Source organism: Tamlana sp. 2_MG-2023 (genome assembly GCF_030548465.1).
Taxonomy (GTDB): Bacteria; Bacteroidota; Bacteroidia; order Flavobacteriales; family Flavobacteriaceae; genus Pseudotamlana.
On the sequence record NZ_JAUOSF010000003.1, the window covers coordinates 1 to 23,789 of the forward strand.

Genomic DNA, 23,789 nt, shown 5'->3' on the forward strand with positions numbered 1-23,789 from the left:
ATGGTCTTCACAAATACGGCATTGCTTTATGTTTTCTAGTAACTGCTTCATAAGAGAAAGCTTAAAGCTAAGAAAATCAGGCCGAGGCCCTAGCGGTAAATGGTCTTCACAAATACGGCATTGCTTTATGTTTTCTAGTAACTGCTTCATAAGAGAAAGCTTAAAGCTAAGAAAATTAAGACACTTCAAAGAAGTCACAAACAGCTAATTTTCAACAAATTATTAAAGTTTAGAATATTAATTCTAATACTATTATTGAAATATTTTTCTATTATTATTGATATAATGTAAAGTATTATATACATTTATATAAAAATAATAGAATTATGAATTTAATATTAGAACTTAGTTGGCGTAAAAAAATGGAAGCGGCGTTTTATATCGTTTTGGCTGCTTTTCTAGGAATAATAACTAAGCTAAAGTTCTATTTTATGTTTTTAATCCTTAGTCATTCTCTTTATCTATTTCAATAAATCATCAAAAAATGAACATTCAAATACTACCCAATTGGTGTAAAAAATTAGGCTTAATTATCTTCTTATTAAGCGCAGTTCCAAGTTTCATAGCAGGTTTTCATGATGGACTAAAAGCTGGCGCTAATACCCAAGAATACAACACAATCTTTCAGACAAATCCTGAGACAGAGAAAGAACACACTACAATTAAAGAAACCAAATACATTAACGATAATTTACTTCATATATCTGATATCATAGCACTTTTCGGCATGATTATTTACATCATTTCTAAAGAAAAGATTGAAGATGATTATATAAACAAATTACGCTTAGACTCGTATGTTCTAACCGTTTTAATCCTATTATGTATATCTTTAATGGTTTATATTTTTTCCGGAAATATAAATGTTCATCTCGATTTAATATTAAGTATATTCTTAACGCTATATCTGGTTATATTTTTCTTTAAAAAACGTATTTATTAATGAAAAATCTCATAAAAGTAGAACGGGCAAGACACAGTTTAACCCAAGCAGATTTAGCCGAAAAACTCAGCGTTTCTAGGCAAACCATACACGCCATAGAAAACAATAAATTCAACCCTTCGGTAACATTAGCCATTAAAATGGCACGTTATTTTAATGTTACCGTAGAGTATTTATTTGATATTGAAGAATAATTTAAACCTTATTTTTCCAACAAGGCTTCACCTTCAAAAACCAAACCTTCAAAACCCGTTTTCATAAAGTTTCTAATGTTTTGGTGTCCCGAGCCGTTAGGGTCTTCTAAAACATCTTCAAAATAAAATCTACCAAAACAGGCTAAAGTTTCCTCCTTTGTAAAACCTTGCTTTTTTGCAAAAGCAAACAACTTACAAGATCCTGAATTTTCACCAGCTCCATTTTTCAAAGCTCCGTTTATAAAGGCTGTTGGTGTAAACTTGTAATGCGCTTCTATAGTACTCATCGTTTCAGAAAACGCAATAGACTTTGGTTTACTTTGTAATTTATTTTTAAAAGTTTCTATATTCATTTTAATATTTTTTTTACTTATGTCATTCCGGGGTAACGCGGAATATATAGTGTTATAACAGATTCTTTACTTGCTCTGAAGCACAAAAATGATTTAGCTAGGAGCCGTCATTTCTGTGGTATATTGCTTAAATTGTAAGTCTTATTGGAAATAAGAGAAAGAAAACAAGTTACTATAGTCATTATTGGAAACTGGGTATTATTGTGTTTCATTTATTTTTTTAGGGTTTTGTCTTGTGTCAAAAACATTAGCTATTTCTATTCGATTATATTTGTAATTAACCCAATAAATAATTTTGTAGTTTTTAAACACCAAATACCTAAATTCTTGTTTTCGATGGTTTAAGTTAATTTCTATTTGTCCGATTTCGGGTTGATTTTCAATACCAATAGTGGTATCAACAATTCCATGAACTAATTTTTCGGCAACCTTTTTATTTGCTTTTACTAAATGGTAACCAAAAATATCTTCTAGTTTATTTTCTGCTAACTCTAACCAATAAACTTCTAACCCCATTTTTGGATTTTAGACTTTAAATCAGCTGCTTTTATCATGCGTCCATTTTTAGAATCTTCCATGGCTTGATCAATTTCGGCATCATACTGCTCCATTGCCATTGGTTTGAAGTTTTTTTCTATCAATTCAGCTTTTTTTTTACGCAATAATTTTTCAAGACCGTTAACAATTTCCTCGTTTTGAAGTCTTAAAAACTCCTGAACAAATGATATTTTTCTTGCTTCTAAATCCATTTCTTTTGTCTTTTTATCAAAGATACAAAATTATCAATTTTTGTTGTTTGTTTCTTAGTATCGAATTCCCTTAGCATGTTCTCACTCTATTTAAAAGCAAACCTTAATCTAAAAACCCTATTTCTTACCGTCAACAACAATAACAATCTCCCCTTTTGGAGGCTTATTGGTGTAATGTTCTAAAACTTCTTTAGCAGTTCCTCTTATGGTTTCTTCAAACATTTTGGTTAACTCTCTGGAAACAGAAACCGTTCTTTCTTCTCCAAAATATTCACAAAAATGTCCTAAGGTTTTTACTAATTTATGCGGACTCTCATAAAAAATGATGGTTCTTGTTTCTTCAGCTAAAAGTAGTAAACGTGTTTGGCGCCCTTTTTTAACTGGTAAAAAACCTTCAAACACAAACTTATCGTTAGGCAACCCTGAATTCACCAAAGCAGGCACAAAAGCCGTAGCCCCAGGTAAACAGTCAATTGGAATATCATTTTCAATACAAGCCCGTGACAACAAAAATCCCGGATCTGAAATCGCAGGCGTTCCCGCATCACTAATTAAAGCGACTGTGGTACCGCCCTTTAACTTTTGGATGATATTTTCAACGGTTTTATGCTCATTATGCATGTGATGCGATTGCATATGCGTTGAAATTTCAAAATGCTTAAGGAGTTTTCCCGAAGTCCTGGTGTCTTCAGCTAATATTAAATCTACGTCTTTTAAAACTTCAATAGCTCTAAAAGTCATATCTTTTAAATTCCCAATGGGAGTGGGTACAATGTAAAGTTTGCTCATGGGCACAGGTAGAAAAGGTGTTCGTTTTAATTAAACTTGCCTTCTATAATTTCAATAAATCGTTCTTCAAATTCTTCTTTTCCGCTCCAGTTATTGTAATCTGGCTTTACCATATTCTCAATAAAATTTCTCGCATTATCCCAAGAATCAATGGTATTTAATTGTGAAATCACGCGGTCGTAATCTTCATTTTTACCATCAAACAAATGCTTTATAAACGCTATTTTATCATTAAGACCTATGTTGAATCCGCCAAATTTTAATTTATCATTTAGTGATTTCTTTTGGTTTGAAACACCATTTTGATTTTTTGGTACCGGATCAAAAATAGGCATCTCCTTATAAGCTTCAGTAAAATCTTCTAGTGGATCTTTTTTAGCCGGCTCTTCTTTAGGCAAAGCTTCTTTTGGAACGACTTCTTCTATAATTTTTTCTTCTATAACCTTATCTTCTGAAACAATCTCCTCAGAAGCAGTTTCTTTTGGAATGAATGCTTCATGTGCCGGTTTATCATCTTCATGATTTTTCGGCATAAATTCAAGCATATCTTTTATTTTAGACATGGCAGGCTCGGTAATAACTTCTCGATTTGCATCATCAAAATTGACGTAAATTTTATCTTCAATTTCTAAATTATCACTCACTTTATTATTAAAAGCACTGTCTAACATACCAAAAAATGAAGAATCATTGCCAATTTTTGGTAACTTACCATCAAAATTTTCTTCAGCAAATTTTAAAACAGTAAGCGCTTCATAAAGTGCTCCAGCTTCTGCTTGCAATTTTACCACATCCTCCCTTCCTTTAAGTTTAAGAATTCTGTGCGCAATACTAACAAGATCCGATTCTAACTTCTTCTTCATTGTTTATAAAATTTTAATTATTGCAGCGTGGGCTTTTGATTTTTAATAAATTTGCGCCACCTTTATGCAAACGAATATTTCCTTTGTTTAATGAACTCGTTTCAACTTTTTTTATTGGCTAAAACGGCACTTTTGCTCAAGTTTTTTGTCTTTTTTATTTTCCGTAGCCAAGCTATGTAAGTTATAAAAACATATTACTAGTCGCAAAATAACTTATTTTCGCTTCAATTAAAAGTTAAAAAAAGTTCCTTGTTAAAATTACAAAATGTTTCTTGAAAATACAGTAAATCATAAAGAACAATTTGGCTGGATTGAAGTGATCTGCGGCTCGATGTTTTCTGGTAAAACGGAAGAACTTATACGCCGATTAAAACGCGCACAAATCGCAAGGCAAAAAGTTGAAATCTTTAAACCAGCACTCGATGTTCGTTATGACGAAGATATGGTGGTTTCACACGACGCCAATGAAATTCGCTCTACTCCAGTTCCTGCAGCTGCCAACATTCCTATTTTGGCAGATGGTTGTGATGTCGTAGGTATAGATGAAGCCCAGTTTTTTGATGATGAAATTGTACGCGTTTGCAACGATTTAGCCAACAAAGGGGTTCGCGTTATTGTCGCTGGTTTAGACATGGATTTTAAGGGTAATCCTTTTGGTCCCATGCCAAATTTAATGGCCACTGCAGAATACGTCACTAAAGTACATGCTGTTTGTACAAGAACTGGAAATTTAGCGCAGTATAGTTACCGGAAAAATAAAAATGATAGTTTGGTTTTATTAGGTGAAGTGAATGAATACGAACCGTTAAGTCGTGCCGCGTATTACAAGGCGATGACACGTGATAAAGTTAGAAACATGAAAGTGAATGATGCTGAACAACTAAACGATAAGGAGGATCAAGATGCCTAAAGCACAAGAAACCGTGCTTGAAATTAATTTAAAAGCACTGAAACATAATTTTGATTATTTAAAATCGAAATTAAAGCCAGAAACCAAGTTTATGGCCGTAGTAAAAGCTTATGCCTACGGCAGTGATTCTTGTGAAATTGCACTTTATTTAGAGAAATTGAAAGTGGACTACTTTGCTGTGGCTTATATTGAAGAAGGTCTTGCCCTTAGAAAAGGTGGTGTTACTGCACCTATTATGGTTTTACATCCACAAATTGTAAACTTTGATATTTTATTAGAGAACCGGTTGGAGCCGAGTTTGTACAATGAAAAAACATTAAAAGAATTTATAACAGCACTTTCCAAAAAAAATATTATAGATTACCCTGTTCACCTCAAGTTTAATACGGGTTTAAACAGACTAGGATTTTGGCATACTGATGTAGAAATGATAGCAAATGTATTAGCTGAAACCAAAACTATTAAAGTAAAATCACTGCTTTCTCATTTGGCAGCGAGTGAAGATTTGAATGAAAAGGAATTCACCCTAAACCAGATTAAAGATTTTAAATCTATCGCTGAAAATTTCACCAAACAAGTAGGCTATAAACCACTTCATCATATTTGTAATACTTCGGGTATTTTGAACTATCCTGATGCGCATTTTGATTTGGTAAGATCTGGCATCGGCCTCTATGGTTTTGGGAATTCCGAAAAGGAAAATCAGTTTTTCAGACCTATAGGCACCCTAAAAACGGTAATTTCTCAAATTCACACGATTATTGAAGGCGAATCTATAGGATACAATCGCGGCTATAAAGCTACAGAAACTTTACGCTCGGCAACCCTACCCATTGGTCATGCCGATGGTATTGGCAGACAGTACGGACACGGTAAAGGTTTTGTAACCATTAACGGAAAAAGAGCGCCCATAATAGGCAATGTGTGTATGGATATGATCATGGTAAACGTTACCGATATTGATTGCGAAGAAGGAGACGAAGTTATTATTTTTGGAGAATCGTCAAGCGCTGAAACATTAGCTGAAACTGCAAATACCATTTCTTACGAACTTATTACCCACATTTCTCAGAGGGTGATGCGGGTTATCATTGAGTAACAGCAAATTTATCAAGATAGCTTACCTCAACAATATGTTTAAAAAGAGCCAGATTAGATAGATTTAAACCATTATAATTAGAAGTTTGTTAAAAAAATAAACAACTGTTAAATATATAACAACGTGTTAATTGTTGTTAAAAAGCCCTTGTTTTCTGAAAATGAGGGCTTTTTTTAGATTCAAAAATAGAATTAATACTTAGTTTTGCCTTTCAGAAAATTATTATAATTAGAAAAAATATTCATTATGAAAGTTGCAGTTGTTGGAGCCACAGGTATGGTTGGCGAAGTGATGTTAAAAGTTCTTGCAGAACGTAATTTCCCAGTAACAGAATTAATTCCTGTTGCCTCAGAACGCTCTGTTGGAAAAACAATAACCTATAAAGGAACCGATTATAAAGTGGTTGGATTAGAAACAGCTGTTTCAATGCGTCCTGATATTGCTTTATTTTCAGCTGGTGGAGACACCTCTGTGGAATGGGCTCCTAAATTTGCTGAAGCAGGGACCACTGTAGTAGACAACTCTTCTGCATGGCGTATGGATCCTACTAAAAAATTAGTAGTTCCAGAAATTAACGCGAATGAATTAACTAAAGAAGATAAAATTATCGCAAACCCTAACTGCTCAACCATTCAACTGGTTATGGCATTAGCGCCGTTGCATAAAGCTTACACCATGAAACGCGTGGTGGTTTCAACATACCAATCCGTTTCAGGAACAGGTGTAAAAGCTGTGAAACAATTAGAAAATGAAATCGCAGGTATTGATGGTGAAATGGCGTACCCTTACCCTATTGGAAGAAATGCATTACCACACTGTGATGTTTTCTTAGAAAACGGATACACAAAAGAGGAAATGAAGTTAGCTAAAGAACCTCAAAAAATATTAAGCGATAGTACGTTTTCTGTTTCCGCTACAGCGGTAAGAATACCTACTGCTGGTGGGCATTCTGAATCTGTAAACGTACAGTTTGAAAATGATTTCGATTTGGCTGAAGTTCGTAAAATATTAAGCGAAACTCCTGGAGTTGTGGTTCAAGATAATACTGCTACAAACACTTACCCAATGCCAATTTATGCACATGATAAAGATGATGTTTTTGTTGGTCGTATTAGACGTGATGAAACACAACCAAATACCTTAAACATGTGGATTGTTGCCGACAACCTTAGAAAAGGCGCTGCAACAAACACCATTCAAATCGCTGAATACCTTATTAAAAATGAATTAGTTTAATTCATCGTAAATTTATACCGTTCAACTCCTGCATAACTGTGCAGGAGTTTTTTTGTTTAATTTAGTCAGCCAAACTGATTAATATATAAACTCGCACTCTCGATGATTCCTAAAATCATTCATTTTTGTTGGCTTAGCGGAGATCCTTATCCGGAACTTATTGAAAAATGTATTCAATCTTGGAAAAAGAAACTTCCAGATTATGAATTTATGCTTTGGGACACCAAACGATTTGATATAAATTCTACTATTTGGACCAAACAAGCCTTTGAAGCCAAGAAATATGCTTTTGCTTCAGATTATATTAGACTTTATGCTGTTTACAACTATGGTGGAATTTATTTAGATACCGATGTTGAGGTATTAAAAAGTTTTAACGACCTATTAAACCTTCCCTATTTTGCTGGCACTCAATTTGATGATGTTTTAGAAGCTGCTATTTTCGGGGCTGAAAAAAATACCGATTGGCTATTAGGATCTTTAAGGTATTTTGAAAACCGTCCGTTTATTCAAGAAGATGGTACTTTAGATACAAATACCCTACCCCGTACAATGGAAATGATAATCAAAAAAGAGAAAGAAATATCCATTTTAAATAATACAGAGATTAAAAATCTACCTAAAGTTATACTTAATAAGAACGTATTATACCTCTTCCCTTCAGAATATTTTAGCCCAAAAAATATTCATACTAAAAAAATACCCAAAACTAAAAAAAGCTACACTATTCATCATTACAATGCGGGTTGGCTCTCTTTCATGAATAAAAAACGACTTCAACTAGTTAGCTTAATTGGTGAAAATACAGCTGAAAACATACTATCATTCTTTGCTATTAGAAAAATAATTAAGCGATTAAGCTCTATTAATGCAGGTATTATGTTATATGAAACCTATGACATAACTGTTATTTTTCTTTATTTTTGAGGCTAAAACGTTTAATTATGAATAAAACCCTATGTTCAGTATTAGTCCTAACTGTTTTTATGGCCTGCAAACAAAACGAGAGTAAAAAACACAACATCATCGCCTCTTATCCAGAAACCAAAAAAGTAGACACCGTTGATACTTATTTTGGCGTTAAAGTTAAAGACCCCTACCGTTGGCTAGAAGATGATAGAAGCCCAGAAACGGAAGCATGGGTGGTTGCAGAAAACAAAACAACTAACGATTACTTAAAACAAATACCGTATAGGGACACCCTAAAACAAAGACTTTCCGAACTATGGAACTACGAAAAAGTAGGTGCTCCTTTTGTTGAAGGTGATTATACCTATTTTTATAAAAACGATGGTTTACAAAACCAAAATGTTATTTATAGAAAAAAGCAGGATAATGAAACAGAAGTTTTCTTAGATCCAAATACATTTTCAGAAGATGGCACGGTTTCTTTAGGCGCATTGAGTTTTTCTAAAAATGGTAAAATTTTAGCCTATTCTATTTCAGAAGGTGGAAGTGATTGGCGTAAAGTAATCATCATGGATACTGAAACTAAAGAAATAACAGAAGATACGCTTGTCGACATTAAATTCTCTGGACTTTCTTGGTTTAAAAATGAAGGTTTCTATTATTCAAGTTACGACAAACCAAAAGGCAGCGAACTTTCTGCTAAAACCGATCAACATAAAGTGTATTACCATAAGTTAGGAACGCCTCAAAATGAAGACCTTTTAATTTACGGTGGGACTCCAGAACAAAAACACAGATATACTAGTGCAGAAGTTACCGAAGATGATAAATACCTACTCTTATCACTTAGTATTTCTACTTCAGGAAACAAACTTTTATTAAAAGATCTTAGCAAGCCAAACAGCCCTTTTATTGCAATTTTAGATCATGATAATAGTGACACACATGTTTTAACCAACCAGGACAGTAAGTTGTTTTTAGTAACAAACTTAAATGCTCCGAACAAAAAAATTGTAACGGTTGATGCATCTAACCCAACACCAGAAAATTGGGTAGATTTAATACCAGAAACGGAACAAGTTTTATCGCCCTCAACAAGTGGAAACTATATCCTAGCACACTATATGGTTGATGCCATTTCTAAAGTAAAACAATATAATTTTGACGGCACTTTAGTTAGGGAAATTGAATTACCAGGACTAGGAACAGCAAGTGGTTTCGGGAGTAAAAAAGAAGAAAAAATCGATTACTTTCAATTCACTAATTATTACACACCAGGAAGTAATTATAGTTTAAATACTGAAACCGGTGAGGTAAAATCATACTGGAAACCATCCATAGGTTTTAATACTAATGATTACGAAAGTCATCAAGTTTTTTATACCTCAAAAGATGGCACCAAAGTACCTATGATGATTACTCATAAAAAAGGTTTAGAATTAAACGGAAAAAACCCAACAATTCTATATGCCTATGGTGGTTTCAATATCAGTTTAACTCCTTCATTTAGCATCGCCAATGCGGTTTGGATGGAACAAGGTGGTGTTTACGCTGTTCCAAATTTACGTGGTGGTGGCGAATATGGTAAATCATGGCATGATGCAGGTACCAAAATGCAAAAACAAAATGTATTCGACGATTTTATAGCTGCAGGAGAATATTTAATTAAAAACAACTATACGTCTTCTAAATTCTTAGCTGTTCGTGGCGGATCTAATGGCGGGTTACTAGTTGGAGCAACACTAACACAGCGTCCTGATTTAATGCGTGTGGCCTTACCAGCCGTGGGTGTTTTAGATATGCTACGTTACCATACATTTACCTCTGGAGCAGGTTGGGCCTACGATTATGGAACTTCTGAAGACAGTAAAGAAATGTTTGAATATCTAAAGGGGTATTCACCAGTACATAATGTAAAACCAGGCACACAATATCCAGCGACTTTAGTAACTACGGGCGACCATGACGACCGTGTGGTTCCTGCACATAGTTTTAAATTTGCCGCTGCATTACAAGCCAATCAAATAGGGGATCATCCTGTCTTAATCCGAATAGAAACCGATGCCGGACACGGCGCAGGAACACCTGTAAGTAAAATTATTGATCAATACGCTGATATTTTTGGTTTTACCCTTTATAATATGAAGTTTAAAACCCTTCCAAATAACGCTAAAACAGAAGTAAGCGAATAAAATATGTATTTAAATCAACTAAAGGACAGCCTTAAAAAGCATAACACTAAAGTTCTTTTTACTGATTATTACGATACCATAGTTCACAGAACTGTGCATCCTAATTACACCTTAAAACTATGGGCCAAATTCATGATTATTGAATTTGGCCTAAATATTTCTATAGATGCGCTTTACTTTATAAGGCAAGAAACGGTAAAGCAACTTTGTGACAGCTTAGAAAAAAATAACGTTGAGATTCCGTATCACACTTTAATGGAGGCTATTTACATCAGGTTAGTAAATAATCAACTACTAGATCCTGAGCTAAAACCAGCGTTTTTTAAAGCCTTTGAGAGCATCGATTTTAAAGCTGAAGCTAGCGTTCAATACGGCAACCAAGACGTTGTACAACTCCTTAACGATTTCAAAGCTCAAGGTGGAAAAGTGTATTTGGTTTCAGATTTTTATGGCTCTAAAACTCTATTTCAAAAGCTTCTAAACCATCATAAAATCTTAGACCTTTTCGATGACGTTTTTAGCTCTGCCGAATTAGAATCTAGCAAACATCGTGGGAACATCTATAAAAAGGTTCTTGATACTTTAGTGATTCCTGCAAACGAAGTCATGATGATAGGCGATAACAAACGTAGTGATTACGACCATGCGCTTAAAAACAAACTTCAGGCCTATCAATTACCACACAGCCATTACATCAAAAAAAACAAACGAAATGCCCTTGGTAACGATTATAAAAAAGTAAAACACGAAGTCAATAGTATCTTTAAAAACTGTAAAAAAAGTGATGTTTTACCTTTTACGCAATACATCATTTATTACCATTTTCTTGTTGAAAGACTTTACCAAAAGTGTAAAAAAGAAAATATTAAAAACCTATTTTTTCTATCTCGAGAAGGGCAATACTTAAAAAAAATATTCGATTCTTATCAAAGTTTTCATAGCATGGATACCGCTTCAAACATTAAAACGCATTATTTAAAAATTTCGCGCCAAGCCTCTATGCAAATTAATTTGAAAGCGATAAATGAAGAAGCTTTCAAATACCTTAAAAAAGAATATCCACAGCTTTCTATATATGATTTTTTAACCTTTTTTGATTGCCCAAAAACTGAAATTAAGCACATTTCAAAAGCCTTAAATACCGATGAAAACCTAATCATTGAAGACTTTTTTAATTCGGAAATTTTTGAAGCTTTAAAGCGAAACGACGGCTTTATTTCATATTATGAAAACCACAGAAAAGCGAATGTTTCGAACTTCAACAATTACATAAATGCTTTTGATGCCAACATTGAAAAAGAAGGCATGCACCTTGTAGATATTGGTTGGGGCGGCACCATGCAAGAATCTATTTTTGGCTTCTTCGAAGAAAAAATTAAGGTAACCGGACATTACCTAGGACTACGTTACATCTATAACATTAAAGAGAAAACACCTCGCGACGGCCTAATTTTCTCTATCTTACCATTTACAACTTATAACGATTATATGCTCATGGCGAACAACCAATATTATGAGCAATTTTCGGCAGCAAACCACGGCAGTGCTGTGGGTTACACCAATGCCGAAAATGATTTTGTCATCGTAAAACACAACGCAGAAGAAAAATGGTTATACGATAATTATATCGAGAAACACCAAACACAAATGTTCGGCTTTCATCAAGAGTTACTTAAAAAACTTGAAAGCATTTGTTATGACCAAGAGATGATTCAGCAAATCATTTCAAAAATTGCTTTAAAAACAGGTCTGTTTTATAAGAACAGAACTTTAAAATTTATAGAGACTTTAAATTCTGGTTTTTATCAAAATATAGGCACCAATCAAGTAGGGATCACCTATGAGAAAAAAGAAGGTGATAGCGCTCTAAAACTTTTAAAAACTTTCATTTTAACACCCGAGGTCGTTTTTAGATATGTCACTAAGTTCAAACCCATATTATATCAAAAAAATAAAGTAGCAGCCTTTTTATTTCCAAGTTATCTGATCTACTTTTATTATTTATTGAATAAATTTGCGCGATTTAAAGTTTTAAAATCGTTCTTTTTACTTAAATCCACCTATTTTAAAAACGCCTAAAATCTCAACCTATTTTTATAGGACTATCTTTATATGCTTAGCGTAGAACAGCTTACTTTTTCATACGATAAAAAACCTGTTTTAAATGATATTTCATTTAAACTAAAAGCAGGAGAACATCTTGCCATAATTGGAGAAAGTGGTTGCGGAAAAAGTACACTGCTAAAATTACTCTATGGCGAATATGATTTAAACGGCGGACATATCTACTGGAAAGATCAAGAAATTCTTGGTCCGAAATTTAATTTAGTTGTAGGTTACGATTTCATGAAATATGTGGCTCAAGAATTTGATTTGATGCCTTTTATTTCGGTGGAAGAAAACATTGGCAAGTTCCTATCTAACTTCTACCCTGAAGAAAAGAAAGCACGCACAGCCGAATTACTAGAAGTGGTAGAACTCACAGCCTTTGCTAAAACGAAAGTTAAAATATTAAGTGGCGGACAAAAACAGCGTGTAGCTTTAGCACGTGCTTTGGCAAAGCAACCTGAAATCATGCTTTTAGATGAACCTTTTAGCCATATTGATAATTTTAAAAAGCAAAGTTTACGACGCAATGTATTTAAATATCTTAAAGAAAAAAACATTAGCTGTGTGGTCGCGACGCATGATAAAGAAGATGTTCTTGGTTTTGCCGATCATATGATCGTTTTAAACAACAATAAAATTGTAGAGAGCAATTCCCCTGAAAAGTTATTTAAAAGTCCTAAAACGTCTTTAATCGCTTCTTTTTTTGGAGAATTCAATACTATCAATGGTGAAATAATTTATGCGCACCAATTAAAAGTCGTTGAAAGTTCTAAATGGCAAGCTACTGTTAAGCATGTTTACTTTAAAGGCCATTTTTATTTGGTTGAAGCCGTACTAAATAATCAAACTGTATTTTTTGAGCACGACAACGCTTTAAACCCATATGAAGAGGTTCATATTGCTATGATTAAATGAGCGCTTGAATTGATGATTTAAGCTTCTTTCTATTTACAATATAGCTCCACAAGCTATTCGAATACCTGCATCACCGGTTGGTTGTGTTTTATAATCATCTTGACCTTGGTGAATTATGATGCCACGTCCATTAATGGTTCTCGTGGTATCTTGACAAGATATACACCATTCGTCTGTTTCAAAATTAACCGTAGCTTTTCCGTTTTCATCAGCAGTGAAGTTACCAATATCGCCACGATGGTAACCTTGATCATCACCCCATTTTCCGTGCTTATTACTAGTCGGATTCCAATGCCCCCCTGTAGATTTAGCATCATGGGTAGAACAATCGGCGGTATCATGTAAATGAATGGCGTGTACTGTACGTGGTTTCAAATTTTCAAATTCAGCCATCATTTTAACCACATTATTAATTTCTGTAAATACTACAGTACCGGAAACTTGACTCCCACTTTTAGACTTTACCTCTACTTTTATTTGTGGTGCTTCTATCTCTTTTTCTTTTTTACTATTTTCAATAGTAGCATCAGTTTCTAACGAATATGTAGCATCTGGTGCCGTATTACCGTCTTTCTTTTTGTCTTGACAAGACACAAAACTTATCACCAACACAGCAGTAAATAATATATTTTTAATCTTCATGGTATTCCTTTATTAAATTTAACATCTAGCTCGTAAGTCCATTAAGAACCTATAAATGTGAAATTACAAAATCAATAGCCTGATGATTAATCGAAATACATGAAAAGTTAACTCTAAAAAATAAAGGCGCTTTTATACATGGGCCTTTTGAAATAAAACAGAAAATGGATACCTATTAAAAGACATCAACAACAGTAAACATCTGGTCTCTAAAAATTATCTGACTGTCAATTGTTTTACCCATTAACAGTTTTCCAATAGGTGTATCTGGAGAAATTGTGTAAAAGCTTTCATTATTTAATGACATGCTCCCGGCGCTTATAGCAATAAAATAGTTCGCTTGAGTCGTGTAAATTAAACTCCCTAAGCCAATGTATTCAGAAGTTTTTGTGACATTAACCTTCGTGAGAATTGCTTTTGTTTTTTGAATTTCAGCCAATTGATTTCCGGCCTTTTCGCGTTCCAACTGAAGCATAGCGCGACCGGTTTCATGCTTATCTCCTGCACTACTTTTGGTTTCAGAGGTTAATGATTCTTGAATTTCTATAATCGTATTTTGAATGGTTTCAAGCCTAGTTTCAACAAAAGCCTGACACAAATGGTATAACTGTTCCTTAATGTTTTCCTTTTCCATGATCTTTCTTTTCAAACTTTAGGGTTCCAAAATAACTCATTTGCTTAACAATCCACGCTTTTCTTGATTGGATATAGGCTGTTGCTGGTGATGCTTTATATTTTCTAGGGCTAGGCAAAATAGCTGCTATTGCTGCTGCTTCATATTTAGTTAAGTTCTTGGCTGGCTTTTTAAACCAATATTGTGATGCCGCTTCTGCGCCATAAATGCCATTGCCCATTTCAATACTGTTTAGATACACTTCTAGAGTGCGCTCTTTAGACCAACAAAGCTCTATTAAAAAGGTAAAATACGCTTCGAAACCTTTTCTTACCCAACTACGATCTGGCCACAGAAATACATTTTTAGCAGTTTGCTGACTTATTGTACTCCCACCTTTTAATCGCTTGCCTTTATTATTCGAAGTTATGGCTTTTTCAATGGCTTTATAATCAAAACCATTATGCTTCAAAAAATTTTGATCTTCACTACAAATAACGGCGAGTTGTAGGTTTTTAGAAATAGCGTCCATTGAAACCCAATCGTGTTTTAATATTTTCTTGCTATCCTTTTCAAAATAACGAATAGCCATTAAGGGCGTAAAAGGCACAGGAACCCATTTAAAAAGGAGTACCAAGCCTAATGATAACACGACAAACCAAAAACAAATTTTTAATAAAAACCGCAATAATCCCTTCATCAAATACGTATAATTTTCAGCAATAATACTAAAATTAGAGCATAAAAAAACTCCGAAATTGCTTTCGGAGTTTTTTAAATGATTTTATTTCTTATTCTTTTTCCATAACAAAATCTTCCATGAACTTGGTGGTATAATTACCAGCCAAATAATCTGGATGATCCATTAATTGTCTGTGGAAAGGAATTGTGGTTTTAATACCTTCAATTACGAATTCATCTAGAGCACGTTTCATTTTATTGATCGCTTCTTCTCTAGTTTGCGCGGTTGTAATCAACTTAGCAATCATAGAATCGTAATTTGGTGGAATAGCGTAACCAGCGTAAACGTGGGTGTCTAAACGCACGCCATGACCTCCTGGCGCATGTAACGTTGTAATCAATCCTGGTGATGGTCTAAAACCATTAAAAGGATCTTCAGCATTAATTCGACATTCAATAGAGTGTAATTTTGGTAAGTAGTTTTTACCTGAAATTGGCACACCGGCAGCCACTAAAATCTGCTCACGAATTAAATCGAAATCAATTACTTGTTCAGTAATTGGGTGCTCTACTTGAATACGCGTATTCATTTCCATGAAGTAGAAGTTTCTGTGTTTATCTACTAAAAATTCGATAGTTCCAGCACCTTCGTACTTAATATATTCTGCTGCTTTTACAGCGGCTTCACCCATTTTTTTACGCAATGCAGCGGTCATAAATGGCGAAGGTACTTCTTCTGTTAATTTTTGATGACGACGTTGAACAGAGCAATCTCTTTCTGATAAATGACATGCTTTTCCTGTAGAGTCCCCAACAATTTGAATTTCAATATGTCTTGGTTCTTCAATAAGTTTCTCCATGTACATATCGTCATTTCCAAAGGCCGCTTTAGATTCCTGTCTCGCAGAATCCCAAGCATCTCTAAGATCTTCTTTCTTAAAAACACCACGCATCCCTTTTCCACCACCTCCAGCTGAAGCTTTAAGCATCACTGGATAACCGGTTTCTTCGGCTATTTTTTCACATTCTTCAAATGACTCGATAACCCCCTCACTTCCTGGTACACAAGGTACACCAGCAGCTTTCATGGTGGCTTTGGCATTGGCCTTATCTCCCATTCTATCAATCATTTCTGGAGAAGCTCCGATAAATTTAATACCGTGCTCTTCACAAATTTTTGAGAATTTTGCGTTTTCAGATAAGAATCCGTAACCTGGATGAATGGCATCTGCATTAGTAATTTCTGCTGCAGATATAATATTAGACATTTTTAAATAAGACTCGCTACTTGCCGCTGGCCCTATACAAACCGCTTCATCAGCAAATTTTACGTGTAGACTTTCTTCATCGACTGTAGAATATACAGCGACAGTTTTAATGCCCATTTCCTTACAGGTTCTAATAACACGAAGTGCTATCTCTCCTCTATTGGCTATTAATATTTTTTTAAACATCTTGTTTGAATTAGATTAAATAGAAAATCGGAATATTCAATAATTAGATATTTTCACCCAATCACTAAACCCTAATAATCTAAAATTTAAGATGGGTCTACTAAAAATAATGGTTGATCAAACTCCACTGGAGAAGAATCATCAACTAAAATTTTAACAATCTTTCCTGAAACTTCAGATTCAATTTCATTGAAAAGCTTCATCGCTTCAATAATACAAAGTACATCACCTTCTCCAATGGTCTGACCTACCTCAACAAATAATGGCTTATCTGGAGATGGCTTTCTGTAGAAAGTACCGATAATTGGTGATTTGATTGTAATATATTTTGAATCTTCTGCTGCTGGAGCTGGCGCTGCTGGTGTTGCGGCTTGAGCTGCAGCTTCTGCAACTGGTGCTGTAGGAAGTGGTTGCGCTACTTGTGCTGGAACTTGATGCACGATAGTTGTATCAGATTCTGATCCTGTTCTAATCGTGATTTTGATATCGTCCATTTCTAATTTAACTTCACTCGCCCCCGATTTGGCAACAAATTTAATTAAGTTCTGAATTTCTTTTATATCCATAATATTGCTAATTATTTAGTGGTTAGTTTTTAGAGTTGTACGCCCATTTCAAATATATAGACCCCCAATTGAATCCGCCTCCAAAAGCGGCAAATATAACATTATCTCCCTTTTTTAATTGTGATTCATAATCATTTATTAACAAAGGTAAGGTAGCTGATGTTGTATTCCCATACTTGTGAATATTTATCATCACTTTTTCTTCCTCCAAATCAATGCGTTGCGCTGTAGCATCGATGATTCTCTTATTAGCTTGATGCGCTGCTAACCAATCAACGTTTTCTTTGGTAAGATTATTACGTTCTAAGATTTTTTCAGCTGCATCTGCCATATTAAATACAGCATTTTTAAATACAGTTCTTCCTTCTTGAAACGCGTAATGACCTCCTTCAGCTAAAATTTCAGCAGTTAAAGCATGTGAAGAACCACCATAAGTGGCTTGTAAAAACTCACGTCCGGTACCGTCACTTCTTAAATATTCATCCTGAAGACCAAGACCTTCATCATTAGCTTCAAATAAAACAGCCCCTGCACCATCACCAAAGATGATACACGTTGCTCTATCTTTATAATTAATTATTGAAGACATTTTATCGGCTCCAATAAGTAAGACATTTTTATACCTCCCAGACTCTATATAACTGGCGGCAACAGACATACCAAATAAGAAACTAGAACAAGCGGCATCCATATCGAATGAAAAGGCATTGGTTGCACCAATTTCAGACGCTGTATATGACGCTGTCGATGCGGCCTTCATATCTGGCGTAGCGGTAGCCACAATAACCAATTCGATATCCTTAGGATCTAAATTGTTCTTATCAATTAAATTCTGTGCTGCTTTTATAGCAAGGTAAGACGTCCCTTTACCATCATCCTTTAAAATACGACGTTCTTTGATACCTGTTCTGGAAGTAATCCATTCATCATTTGTATCAACCATCGTCTCTAAGATCTGATTGGTTAATACGTATTCTGGCACATATGCACCTACAGCTGTAATTGCCGCTGAGATTTTACTCATAACTTTATAGTTAATTTGACCAAAAATTTATTAAAAATGGACAAAAACGTTCAAAATTTGGCGAAAACTACTAAATCTTGAAGTAATATTCCGCAAATTACGCGTTTTTGTTAATCATAAAAATTAATTCATAAAAAAAACGCTCATAAATGAGCGTTTTTTAATATGCGTGCATAACTAATTATGCCACATTTTCTATTTCTGCAGAATTATCAATCAATACTTGACCTCTGTAGTATAATTTTCCTTCATGCCAGTGTGCTCTATGGTATAAGTGAGCCTCACCTGTTGTTGGGCAAGTCGCAATCTGTGGCGCAGTTGCTTTGTAGTGTGTTCTTCTTTTATCTCTTCTTGTTTTCGAGATTTTTCTCTTAGGATGTGCCATTTTATGTTTTTATTTATCCGTTAATAATTTCTTTAATGTATTCCAACGAGGATCGATCTCCTCTGACTTGTCTTTCTCTTTATCTTCCTTAAGCTTCGGGCTTAACTCTTCTAATTTTTTGAGTATCTCTGAATCTAGCGTACCATCTTCAACTCCTGGGTGTATACGTTTAATAGGAACTGCAAGTATAATTAACTCATAAATATATTGCTGAATATTAATTTCATACGTTCCGTGAGGAACAATTAATAAGTCAATATTTTCATCGTTATACTCATCACCAAACTTCACCACCAAATCAAACTCATTTTCGATGTCTTGATTATAAGGTTCGTTGGTTAAATCGCAATTCACGTTAACCCATCCTGAAATTTTAAAATGTAACTCTAATAATGTTGATTTCTTTTCTAAAACAAGATCAACATTAACCTTTACACTGTTAAAATCTTCATACTCAAAATGTTCAAAGAACGGCTGTTCAACTTCATACTCAAAATGATGTTTGCCTATTTTTAACCCTACAAATGGAATTGTAAACTCTTTTAACGACTTCATAATCACATCTATTTTGAGCCCGCAAATATATAAATTTTTATTTACGCAGCATTACTTATTAACATTTTTTTGTTTATATCTTAAATATCTTTCGCTTTGCCCGAAAAATCTAGGAATCAAGGGCTTAACGGCGCTCATTTCGTGAAGCCTTTTTTAAAGGATTTGCTGTGAGTTCCTCATGCTCCGAACGATTTTTAAAGATTTTCATGGCACTATATACCGCTTCTTTAAACGAATTTTCATCAGCAGTTCCTTTTCCTGCTATTTCATAGGCCGTACCATGATCTGGAGATGTACGTACTTTATTTAATCCTGCCGTGAAATTAACGCCCTGCCCGAATGATAACGTTTTAAACGGAATTAAGCCTTGATCGTGATACGACGCAATAATGGCATCGAAATTCTTATAATTATTTGATCCAAAAAAACTATCGGCAGCATAAGGTCCGTAAACCAATTTGCCGCTTTCCTTAATTTTTTGAAGGGTTGGCCTTAAAACGGTATCGTCTTCACTTCCAATAACCCCATTATCTCCCGTATGCGGATTAATACCCAAAACGGCTATTTTAGGTTTTTGAATTTTAAAATCCTTTTGAAGCGATTCGTAAACCGTTGCGATTTTCTTTTCAATTAACTCAGGTGTAATATGCGTGGCAATGTCCTTTACAGGCACATGATCGGTGAACAAGCCCACCCTCAAGGTGTCGTTAACCATAAACATTAAACTATCACCTTCTAATTCCTGCGCTAAATAATCGGTGTGACCGGGGAATTTAAAATCTTCAGACTGAATATTAAACTTATTGATAGGTGCCGTAACTAAAACATCAATTGTGCCTTCCTTCAACGCTTTTGTTGCAGCCTCTAAAGACTTTATGGCAAATGCACCAATATTAGTGTCTTCTTTACCAAATTCAATTTTAACGGGCTCGTTCCAGCAGTTCAAAACATTTACCTTCCCAAGCACAACTTGACTCATGTCTTTTATACTATGGAAATTGATTTCGGAATTAAAGTGTGTCTTAAAAAAGGACATCACTTTAATGGAAGCAAAAATGACAGGGGTACAAAAATCTAATATTCTTGCATCTTCAAATGTTTTTAAAACAATTTCTCCTCCGATGCCATTTAAATCACCTATTGAAATTCCTACTACTATATTTTCTGTTTGCTTCATTAAAAATGATAACTATTGTTCGTAATTTTGATGTTGCAAATTTAACTAAATAAACGCATAATATTATGTTTACGGGAATTATTGAAACGATTGGTACGGTTTCTAATTTGAAAAATGAATTAGACAATCTTCATATTACCATAAAAAGCCAAATTACTTCAGAGTTAAAAATAGACCAAAGTGTTGCCCATAACGGGGTATGCTTGACTGTGGTAAATATTAATCACGATGAATACACCGTAACCGCAATTAAAGAAACCTTAGAAAAAACAAGTTTAGGCGCTTTAAAAATTAATGATCGCGTAAATTTAGAACGCGCTATGAAACTCGGTGATCGCTTGGATGGCCATATTGTTCAGGGTCATGTAGACCAAACTGGTGTTTGTACAGAAGTTAAAGAAGAAAATGGTAGTTGGGTATTTACCTTTGAATACGATTCAAGTTTAAATAATATCACCATTGAAAAAGGTTCTATCACTGTAAACGGCACGAGTTTAACCGTTGTAAACTCTAAAAAAGACTGTTTTAGCGTAGCTATTATACCGTATACCTACGAGCATACAAACTTTAACACCTTTAAAAAAGGGACAGTTGTAAACTTAGAATTTGATGTTTTAGGGAAATATGTAGCGCGTCTTACCGCTTTAAACCAATAAGGTTACTCTTTATCTTTACTCAATAGTGTTTTTTTAGCACCATAAACTAATGCTAAACAAACTCCTGCTAATATGCCACCATCAATAGGAAGACCTGGTGGTGGTGGTGGTGGAGCTACACCTCCCCCTGCAGGCGTAGGTGGATCATCTGCATTCGCTACAGCAGAAAAGCTTACTAAAACAAATAAGCTTAAAAAAATGATTTTTTTAATTTGGGTCATCATACAGCGGCAAATTTATAAAAAAAACTGACTAATTAATATTAACTTAAAATTATTTTTATTAAAAGACAATTCCCTAAAAAACATCTTACTAATGCATGACCCACTATTACTCACTACATTATTTTAAAATTGCAAATAATTAAAAAATATTGAGTACAAAAAAAGCCTCACATTTCTGTAAGGCTTTGCAATTTCTAAAAGTGGTCCCACATGGGCTCGAACCATGGACTTTCTGATTATGAGTCAGATACTCTAACCAACTGAGTTATAGGACCGAAATTGGAGTGCAATATTACTACTTATTTTAATATCTACCAAGAAAATCATTCCTTTATCTCTTGACATAATTCAATTAAAACACCATTGGAAGATTTCGGATGCAAAAAGGCCACTAGTTTATTGTCAGCACCTTTTTTAGGTGTTTCATGAAGTACCTTAAACCCTTCTTTTTTAAGTCGCTCAATTTCAGCTAAAATGTCGTCCACTGCGAATGCAATATGATGAATCCCTTCCCCATTTTTAGCTATAAATTTAGCGATGGCACTATCATTTGTTGTGGCCTCCAGCAGTTCAATTTTATTTTCACCAACTTGAAAAAAAGATGTTTTTACGCCTTCAGTGGCTACTGCTTCAATTTTATAATGTGACTTTCCAAAAAGCTTAGCAAACAAGTTATTGGAGTCTTCAAGGTTTTTAACGGCGATGCCTATGTGCTCAATTTTATTCATAAACTATAGATTTTACATTTCCGCGAAAGCGAAAACCTCATATTTCACATATCAAAATACGAAAATAGCATTCTAAATACAGCATAATCTCGAATTATACGTATTTTTGCAATCTAAACCTCTAAAGGGTTATAATTTATATACTGTGGAAGAAGAAAGTCAAAGACAAAAAAAAATAGGAACGGTTTTACAAAACGATTTAGTAGATGTGTTACAACGTGCTGCTACCGAAGGCGGTATGCGCGGCGTTTTAATATCGGTTTCCAAGGTAAAAGTAACGGTAGATTTATCGGTTGCCAAAGTGTATTTAAGCATTTTTCCTAACGACAAAGCCAAAGAACTTCTTGAAGGTATAAAATCGAACACGCCGTTAATTCGTCATGAATTGGCGCAGCGCACTAGAAATCAATTGAGACGTATGCCCCATTTAGAATTCTTTATAGACGATTCTTTAGAGTATATCGATAAAATAGAAAAATCTTTAAAAGGTGAAGAAAACCCTATTAAAGATCCTACAATCTTAGACCAAAGAAAAAAATCATAATTATTTTAGCACCATTCCAACATTCATTTAGTCATTATTTTTTCATAATATTAACCTCATGAATGTTTCTTTGTACATCGCAAAACGTTATTTACGCTCCAAAAGCTCTAATAATGCCATTAATTTCATCACTTACATCGCCATTGCAGGCGTTATTGTAGGTGCTGGATCTTTGTTTATTGTACTTTCTGGATTTTCTGGTCTAAAAGATTTTACACTTGAATTTACAAGTGTGGTCGACCCCGATTTAAAAGCTGAATCGGCCGTTGGAAAATCCTTCATGCTCTACCCTTTTGATGTTGAAAATTTAAATAAAATTGAAGACATCGCCTCCTATTCTAAAACTATAGAAGAGCGCATTATAATTGAATCTCAAGATAAAAATGCACTTGCGGTTATAAAAGGTGTAGATGAAAATTATCGAAATGTAGTTAGCATCGATTCGGTTATTGATCACGGCGATTGGTTAGACCAAAAAAGCAATCAAATTGTAGTAGGTTGGGGTATTTCAAACGACTTATCACTGGGCGTTTTAAATTTTACAAAAAACATAAACTTGTATGTTCCTAAGCCTGGAACCGGACAAATAACATCATCTAAAAACGCATTTAATACGGTAAAAGTGATCAATGTTGGTGTTTTTTTTATAAACGAAAGTTTAAACGAAACCTATGTATTTTCATCTATCGACCTCGCAAAAAAACTTTTAAATTACGAAACCAACCAAATTTCAGGACTTGAGTTTAAATTAAAAGACGGAGTAGATGTTGAAAATGCACGCGCCAAAATTCAAGCAACACTAGGCAATAAAGTCATTTTAAAAAACCGAGCACAACTAAACGATGCGCTATATAAAATGCTAAACACCGAAAATTTAGTCGTTTACCTCATTTTTACACTCGTTTTAATTATCGCATTTTTCAATGTTATTGGCTCCTTAATCATGATGATGTTAGACAAGAAAGAAAGTCTATCAACATTATATAACATAGGTGTGACTCAAAAAGACATCCGGCAAATTTTCTTCCTTCAAGGCAGTTTAATGAGTATAATTGGCGGTATAATAGGTATTATTATCGCGTTTATCGTTACATTATTACAGCAACATTTTAGCTTGCTTATGATCACTCCAACACTGGCCTATCCTATTGCCATAGAGGTTGAAAACTTTTTTATTGTCTTTTTCACCATTTCTATTCTAGGTATAATCGCCTCTAAAATAGCCTCGGTACGCATCACAGAATCTCTTATTAATAATATTTAATAGGGCAAGTTGCCA

At 34.2% G+C, this 23,789-nt stretch carries 28 protein-coding genes and 1 tRNA gene; 12 read left to right on the forward strand and 17 right to left on the reverse strand.

Features of this window, described 5'->3' with window-relative positions; genetic code table 11:
- Positions 1-484 precede the first annotated feature (484 nt).
- Positions 485-943 (forward strand): hypothetical protein, encoded by a 459-nt coding sequence (locus Q4566_RS05360; protein ID WP_303419290.1) that lies wholly within the window; start codon positions 485-487, stop codon positions 941-943.
- The gene (locus tag Q4566_RS05365) at positions 943-1,137 is read left to right on the forward strand and encodes a helix-turn-helix transcriptional regulator (protein WP_303419293.1); all 195 of its coding nucleotides are present in this window, start codon (positions 943-945) and stop codon (positions 1,135-1,137) included. The genes Q4566_RS05360 and Q4566_RS05365 overlap by 1 nt, the downstream gene beginning before the upstream one ends.
- Positions 1,138-1,145: 8 nt before the next feature.
- On the opposite strand, the gene Q4566_RS05370 is transcribed toward Q4566_RS05365, so the two are convergent.
- From Q4566_RS05370 to Q4566_RS05390, 5 genes are all read right to left on the reverse strand, one after another.
- On the reverse strand, positions 1,146-1,490 hold the full coding sequence (locus Q4566_RS05370) for a HopJ type III effector protein (protein ID WP_303419296.1): 345 nt from the start codon (positions 1,488-1,490) through the stop codon (positions 1,146-1,148).
- Positions 1,491-1,688: 198 nt separating this feature from the next.
- Positions 1,689-2,006 (reverse strand): type II toxin-antitoxin system RelE/ParE family toxin, encoded by a 318-nt coding sequence (locus tag Q4566_RS05375; RefSeq protein ID WP_303419299.1) that lies wholly within the window; start codon positions 2,004-2,006, stop codon positions 1,689-1,691.
- Complete coding sequence (locus Q4566_RS05380) at positions 1,997-2,239, reverse strand: hypothetical protein (RefSeq protein ID WP_303419301.1); 243 nt, start codon at positions 2,237-2,239, stop codon at positions 1,997-1,999. The genes Q4566_RS05375 and Q4566_RS05380 overlap by 10 nt, the downstream gene beginning before the upstream one ends.
- 117 nt (positions 2,240-2,356) lie before the next feature.
- Positions 2,357-3,028, reverse strand: coding sequence for a 16S rRNA (cytidine(1402)-2'-O)-methyltransferase (rsmI, locus tag Q4566_RS05385; protein WP_303419303.1), 672 nt, complete (start codon positions 3,026-3,028; stop codon positions 2,357-2,359).
- Positions 3,029-3,054: 26 nt separating this feature from the next.
- A complete protein-coding gene (locus Q4566_RS05390; protein ID WP_303419306.1) occupies positions 3,055-3,891 on the reverse strand; it encodes a hypothetical protein in 837 nt (278 codons plus the stop codon).
- A gap of 265 nt (positions 3,892-4,156) precedes the next feature.
- On the opposite strand from Q4566_RS05390, the gene Q4566_RS05395 reads away from it, so the two are divergent.
- The 7 genes from Q4566_RS05395 to Q4566_RS05425 all read left to right on the forward strand — a co-directional run bounded on the left by Q4566_RS05395 (position 4,157) and on the right by Q4566_RS05425 (position 13,261).
- A complete protein-coding gene (locus tag Q4566_RS05395; RefSeq protein WP_303419308.1) occupies positions 4,157-4,801 on the forward strand; it encodes a thymidine kinase in 645 nt (214 codons plus the stop codon).
- Positions 4,794-5,900, forward strand: a complete 1,107-nt coding sequence (alr, locus tag Q4566_RS05400; protein ID WP_303419311.1) for an alanine racemase — start codon at positions 4,794-4,796, stop codon at positions 5,898-5,900. The genes Q4566_RS05395 and alr overlap by 8 nt, the downstream gene beginning before the upstream one ends.
- A 246-nt stretch (positions 5,901-6,146) precedes the next feature.
- The gene (locus Q4566_RS05405) at positions 6,147-7,136 is read left to right on the forward strand and encodes an aspartate-semialdehyde dehydrogenase (protein WP_303419313.1); all 990 of its coding nucleotides are present in this window, start codon (positions 6,147-6,149) and stop codon (positions 7,134-7,136) included.
- A gap of 102 nt (positions 7,137-7,238) precedes the next feature.
- On the forward strand, positions 7,239-8,063 hold the full coding sequence (locus tag Q4566_RS05410) for a glycosyltransferase family 32 protein (protein ID WP_303419316.1): 825 nt from the start codon (positions 7,239-7,241) through the stop codon (positions 8,061-8,063).
- 17 nt (positions 8,064-8,080) lie between these two features.
- A complete protein-coding gene (locus Q4566_RS05415) occupies positions 8,081-10,237 on the forward strand; it encodes a prolyl oligopeptidase family protein (RefSeq protein WP_303419318.1) in 2,157 nt (718 codons plus the stop codon).
- Positions 10,238-10,240: 3 nt separating this feature from the next.
- Positions 10,241-12,316, forward strand: coding sequence for an HAD hydrolase-like protein (locus tag Q4566_RS05420; protein WP_303419321.1), 2,076 nt, complete (start codon positions 10,241-10,243; stop codon positions 12,314-12,316).
- 33 nt (positions 12,317-12,349) lie between these two features.
- Positions 12,350-13,261, forward strand: a complete 912-nt coding sequence (locus tag Q4566_RS05425) for an ABC transporter ATP-binding protein (protein WP_303419324.1) — start codon at positions 12,350-12,352, stop codon at positions 13,259-13,261.
- Between the two features lie 33 nt (positions 13,262-13,294).
- On the opposite strand, the gene Q4566_RS05430 is transcribed toward Q4566_RS05425, so the two are convergent.
- From Q4566_RS05430 to pdxA, 9 genes are all read right to left on the reverse strand, one after another.
- Entirely contained in the window at positions 13,295-13,903 is a 609-nt protein-coding gene (locus Q4566_RS05430) for a superoxide dismutase family protein (protein WP_303419327.1), read from the reverse strand.
- Between the two features lie 175 nt (positions 13,904-14,078).
- The gene (locus tag Q4566_RS05435; RefSeq protein WP_303419329.1) at positions 14,079-14,537 is read right to left on the reverse strand and encodes a 3-oxoacyl-ACP synthase; all 459 of its coding nucleotides are present in this window, start codon (positions 14,535-14,537) and stop codon (positions 14,079-14,081) included.
- Positions 14,518-15,216, reverse strand: a complete 699-nt coding sequence (gene mtgA / locus Q4566_RS05440; RefSeq protein ID WP_303419331.1) for a monofunctional biosynthetic peptidoglycan transglycosylase — start codon at positions 15,214-15,216, stop codon at positions 14,518-14,520. The genes Q4566_RS05435 and mtgA overlap by 20 nt, the downstream gene beginning before the upstream one ends.
- Positions 15,217-15,307: 91 nt before the next feature.
- Positions 15,308-16,651, reverse strand: a complete 1,344-nt coding sequence (accC, locus tag Q4566_RS05445; protein ID WP_303419334.1) for an acetyl-CoA carboxylase biotin carboxylase subunit — start codon at positions 16,649-16,651, stop codon at positions 15,308-15,310.
- Between the two features lie 86 nt (positions 16,652-16,737).
- The gene (gene accB / locus Q4566_RS05450; RefSeq protein WP_303419337.1) at positions 16,738-17,217 is read right to left on the reverse strand and encodes an acetyl-CoA carboxylase biotin carboxyl carrier protein; all 480 of its coding nucleotides are present in this window, start codon (positions 17,215-17,217) and stop codon (positions 16,738-16,740) included.
- Positions 17,218-17,239: 22 nt separating this feature from the next.
- Positions 17,240-18,241 (reverse strand): beta-ketoacyl-ACP synthase III, encoded by a 1,002-nt coding sequence (locus Q4566_RS05455; RefSeq protein WP_303419339.1) that lies wholly within the window; start codon positions 18,239-18,241, stop codon positions 17,240-17,242.
- A 181-nt stretch (positions 18,242-18,422) separates the two neighbouring features.
- Entirely contained in the window at positions 18,423-18,626 is a 204-nt protein-coding gene (rpmF, locus tag Q4566_RS05460) for a 50S ribosomal protein L32 (protein WP_067145427.1), read from the reverse strand.
- Between the two features lie 9 nt (positions 18,627-18,635).
- Positions 18,636-19,181, reverse strand: coding sequence for a DUF177 domain-containing protein (locus Q4566_RS05465; protein ID WP_303419347.1), 546 nt, complete (start codon positions 19,179-19,181; stop codon positions 18,636-18,638).
- Positions 19,182-19,305: 124 nt separating this feature from the next.
- Positions 19,306-20,358, reverse strand: a complete 1,053-nt coding sequence (pdxA, locus tag Q4566_RS05470) for a 4-hydroxythreonine-4-phosphate dehydrogenase PdxA (RefSeq protein WP_303419350.1) — start codon at positions 20,356-20,358, stop codon at positions 19,306-19,308.
- A gap of 65 nt (positions 20,359-20,423) precedes the next feature.
- On the opposite strand from pdxA, the gene Q4566_RS05475 reads away from it, so the two are divergent.
- A complete protein-coding gene (locus Q4566_RS05475; RefSeq protein WP_303419353.1) occupies positions 20,424-21,014 on the forward strand; it encodes a riboflavin synthase in 591 nt (196 codons plus the stop codon).
- Between the two features lie 2 nt (positions 21,015-21,016).
- Here Q4566_RS05475 and Q4566_RS05480 read toward each other — a convergent pair whose 3' ends face one another.
- From Q4566_RS05480 to mce, 3 genes are all read right to left on the reverse strand, one after another.
- A complete protein-coding gene (locus tag Q4566_RS05480) occupies positions 21,017-21,238 on the reverse strand; it encodes a hypothetical protein (RefSeq protein WP_303419356.1) in 222 nt (73 codons plus the stop codon).
- 201 nt (positions 21,239-21,439) lie between these two features.
- A tRNA-Ile gene (locus tag Q4566_RS05485) sits at positions 21,440-21,513 on the reverse strand.
- Between the two features lie 48 nt (positions 21,514-21,561).
- A complete protein-coding gene (gene mce / locus Q4566_RS05490; protein WP_303419359.1) occupies positions 21,562-21,966 on the reverse strand; it encodes a methylmalonyl-CoA epimerase in 405 nt (134 codons plus the stop codon).
- A gap of 145 nt (positions 21,967-22,111) precedes the next feature.
- Here mce and rbfA point away from each other — a divergent pair, with 145 nt between their 5' ends.
- Entirely contained in the window at positions 22,112-22,510 is a 399-nt protein-coding gene (gene rbfA / locus Q4566_RS05495) for a 30S ribosome-binding factor RbfA (protein ID WP_303419362.1), read from the forward strand.
- Between the two features lie 58 nt (positions 22,511-22,568).
- Complete coding sequence (locus Q4566_RS05500) at positions 22,569-23,774, forward strand: FtsX-like permease family protein (RefSeq protein WP_303419365.1); 1,206 nt, start codon at positions 22,569-22,571, stop codon at positions 23,772-23,774.
- The last annotated feature ends 15 nt before the right edge of the window (positions 23,775-23,789 follow it).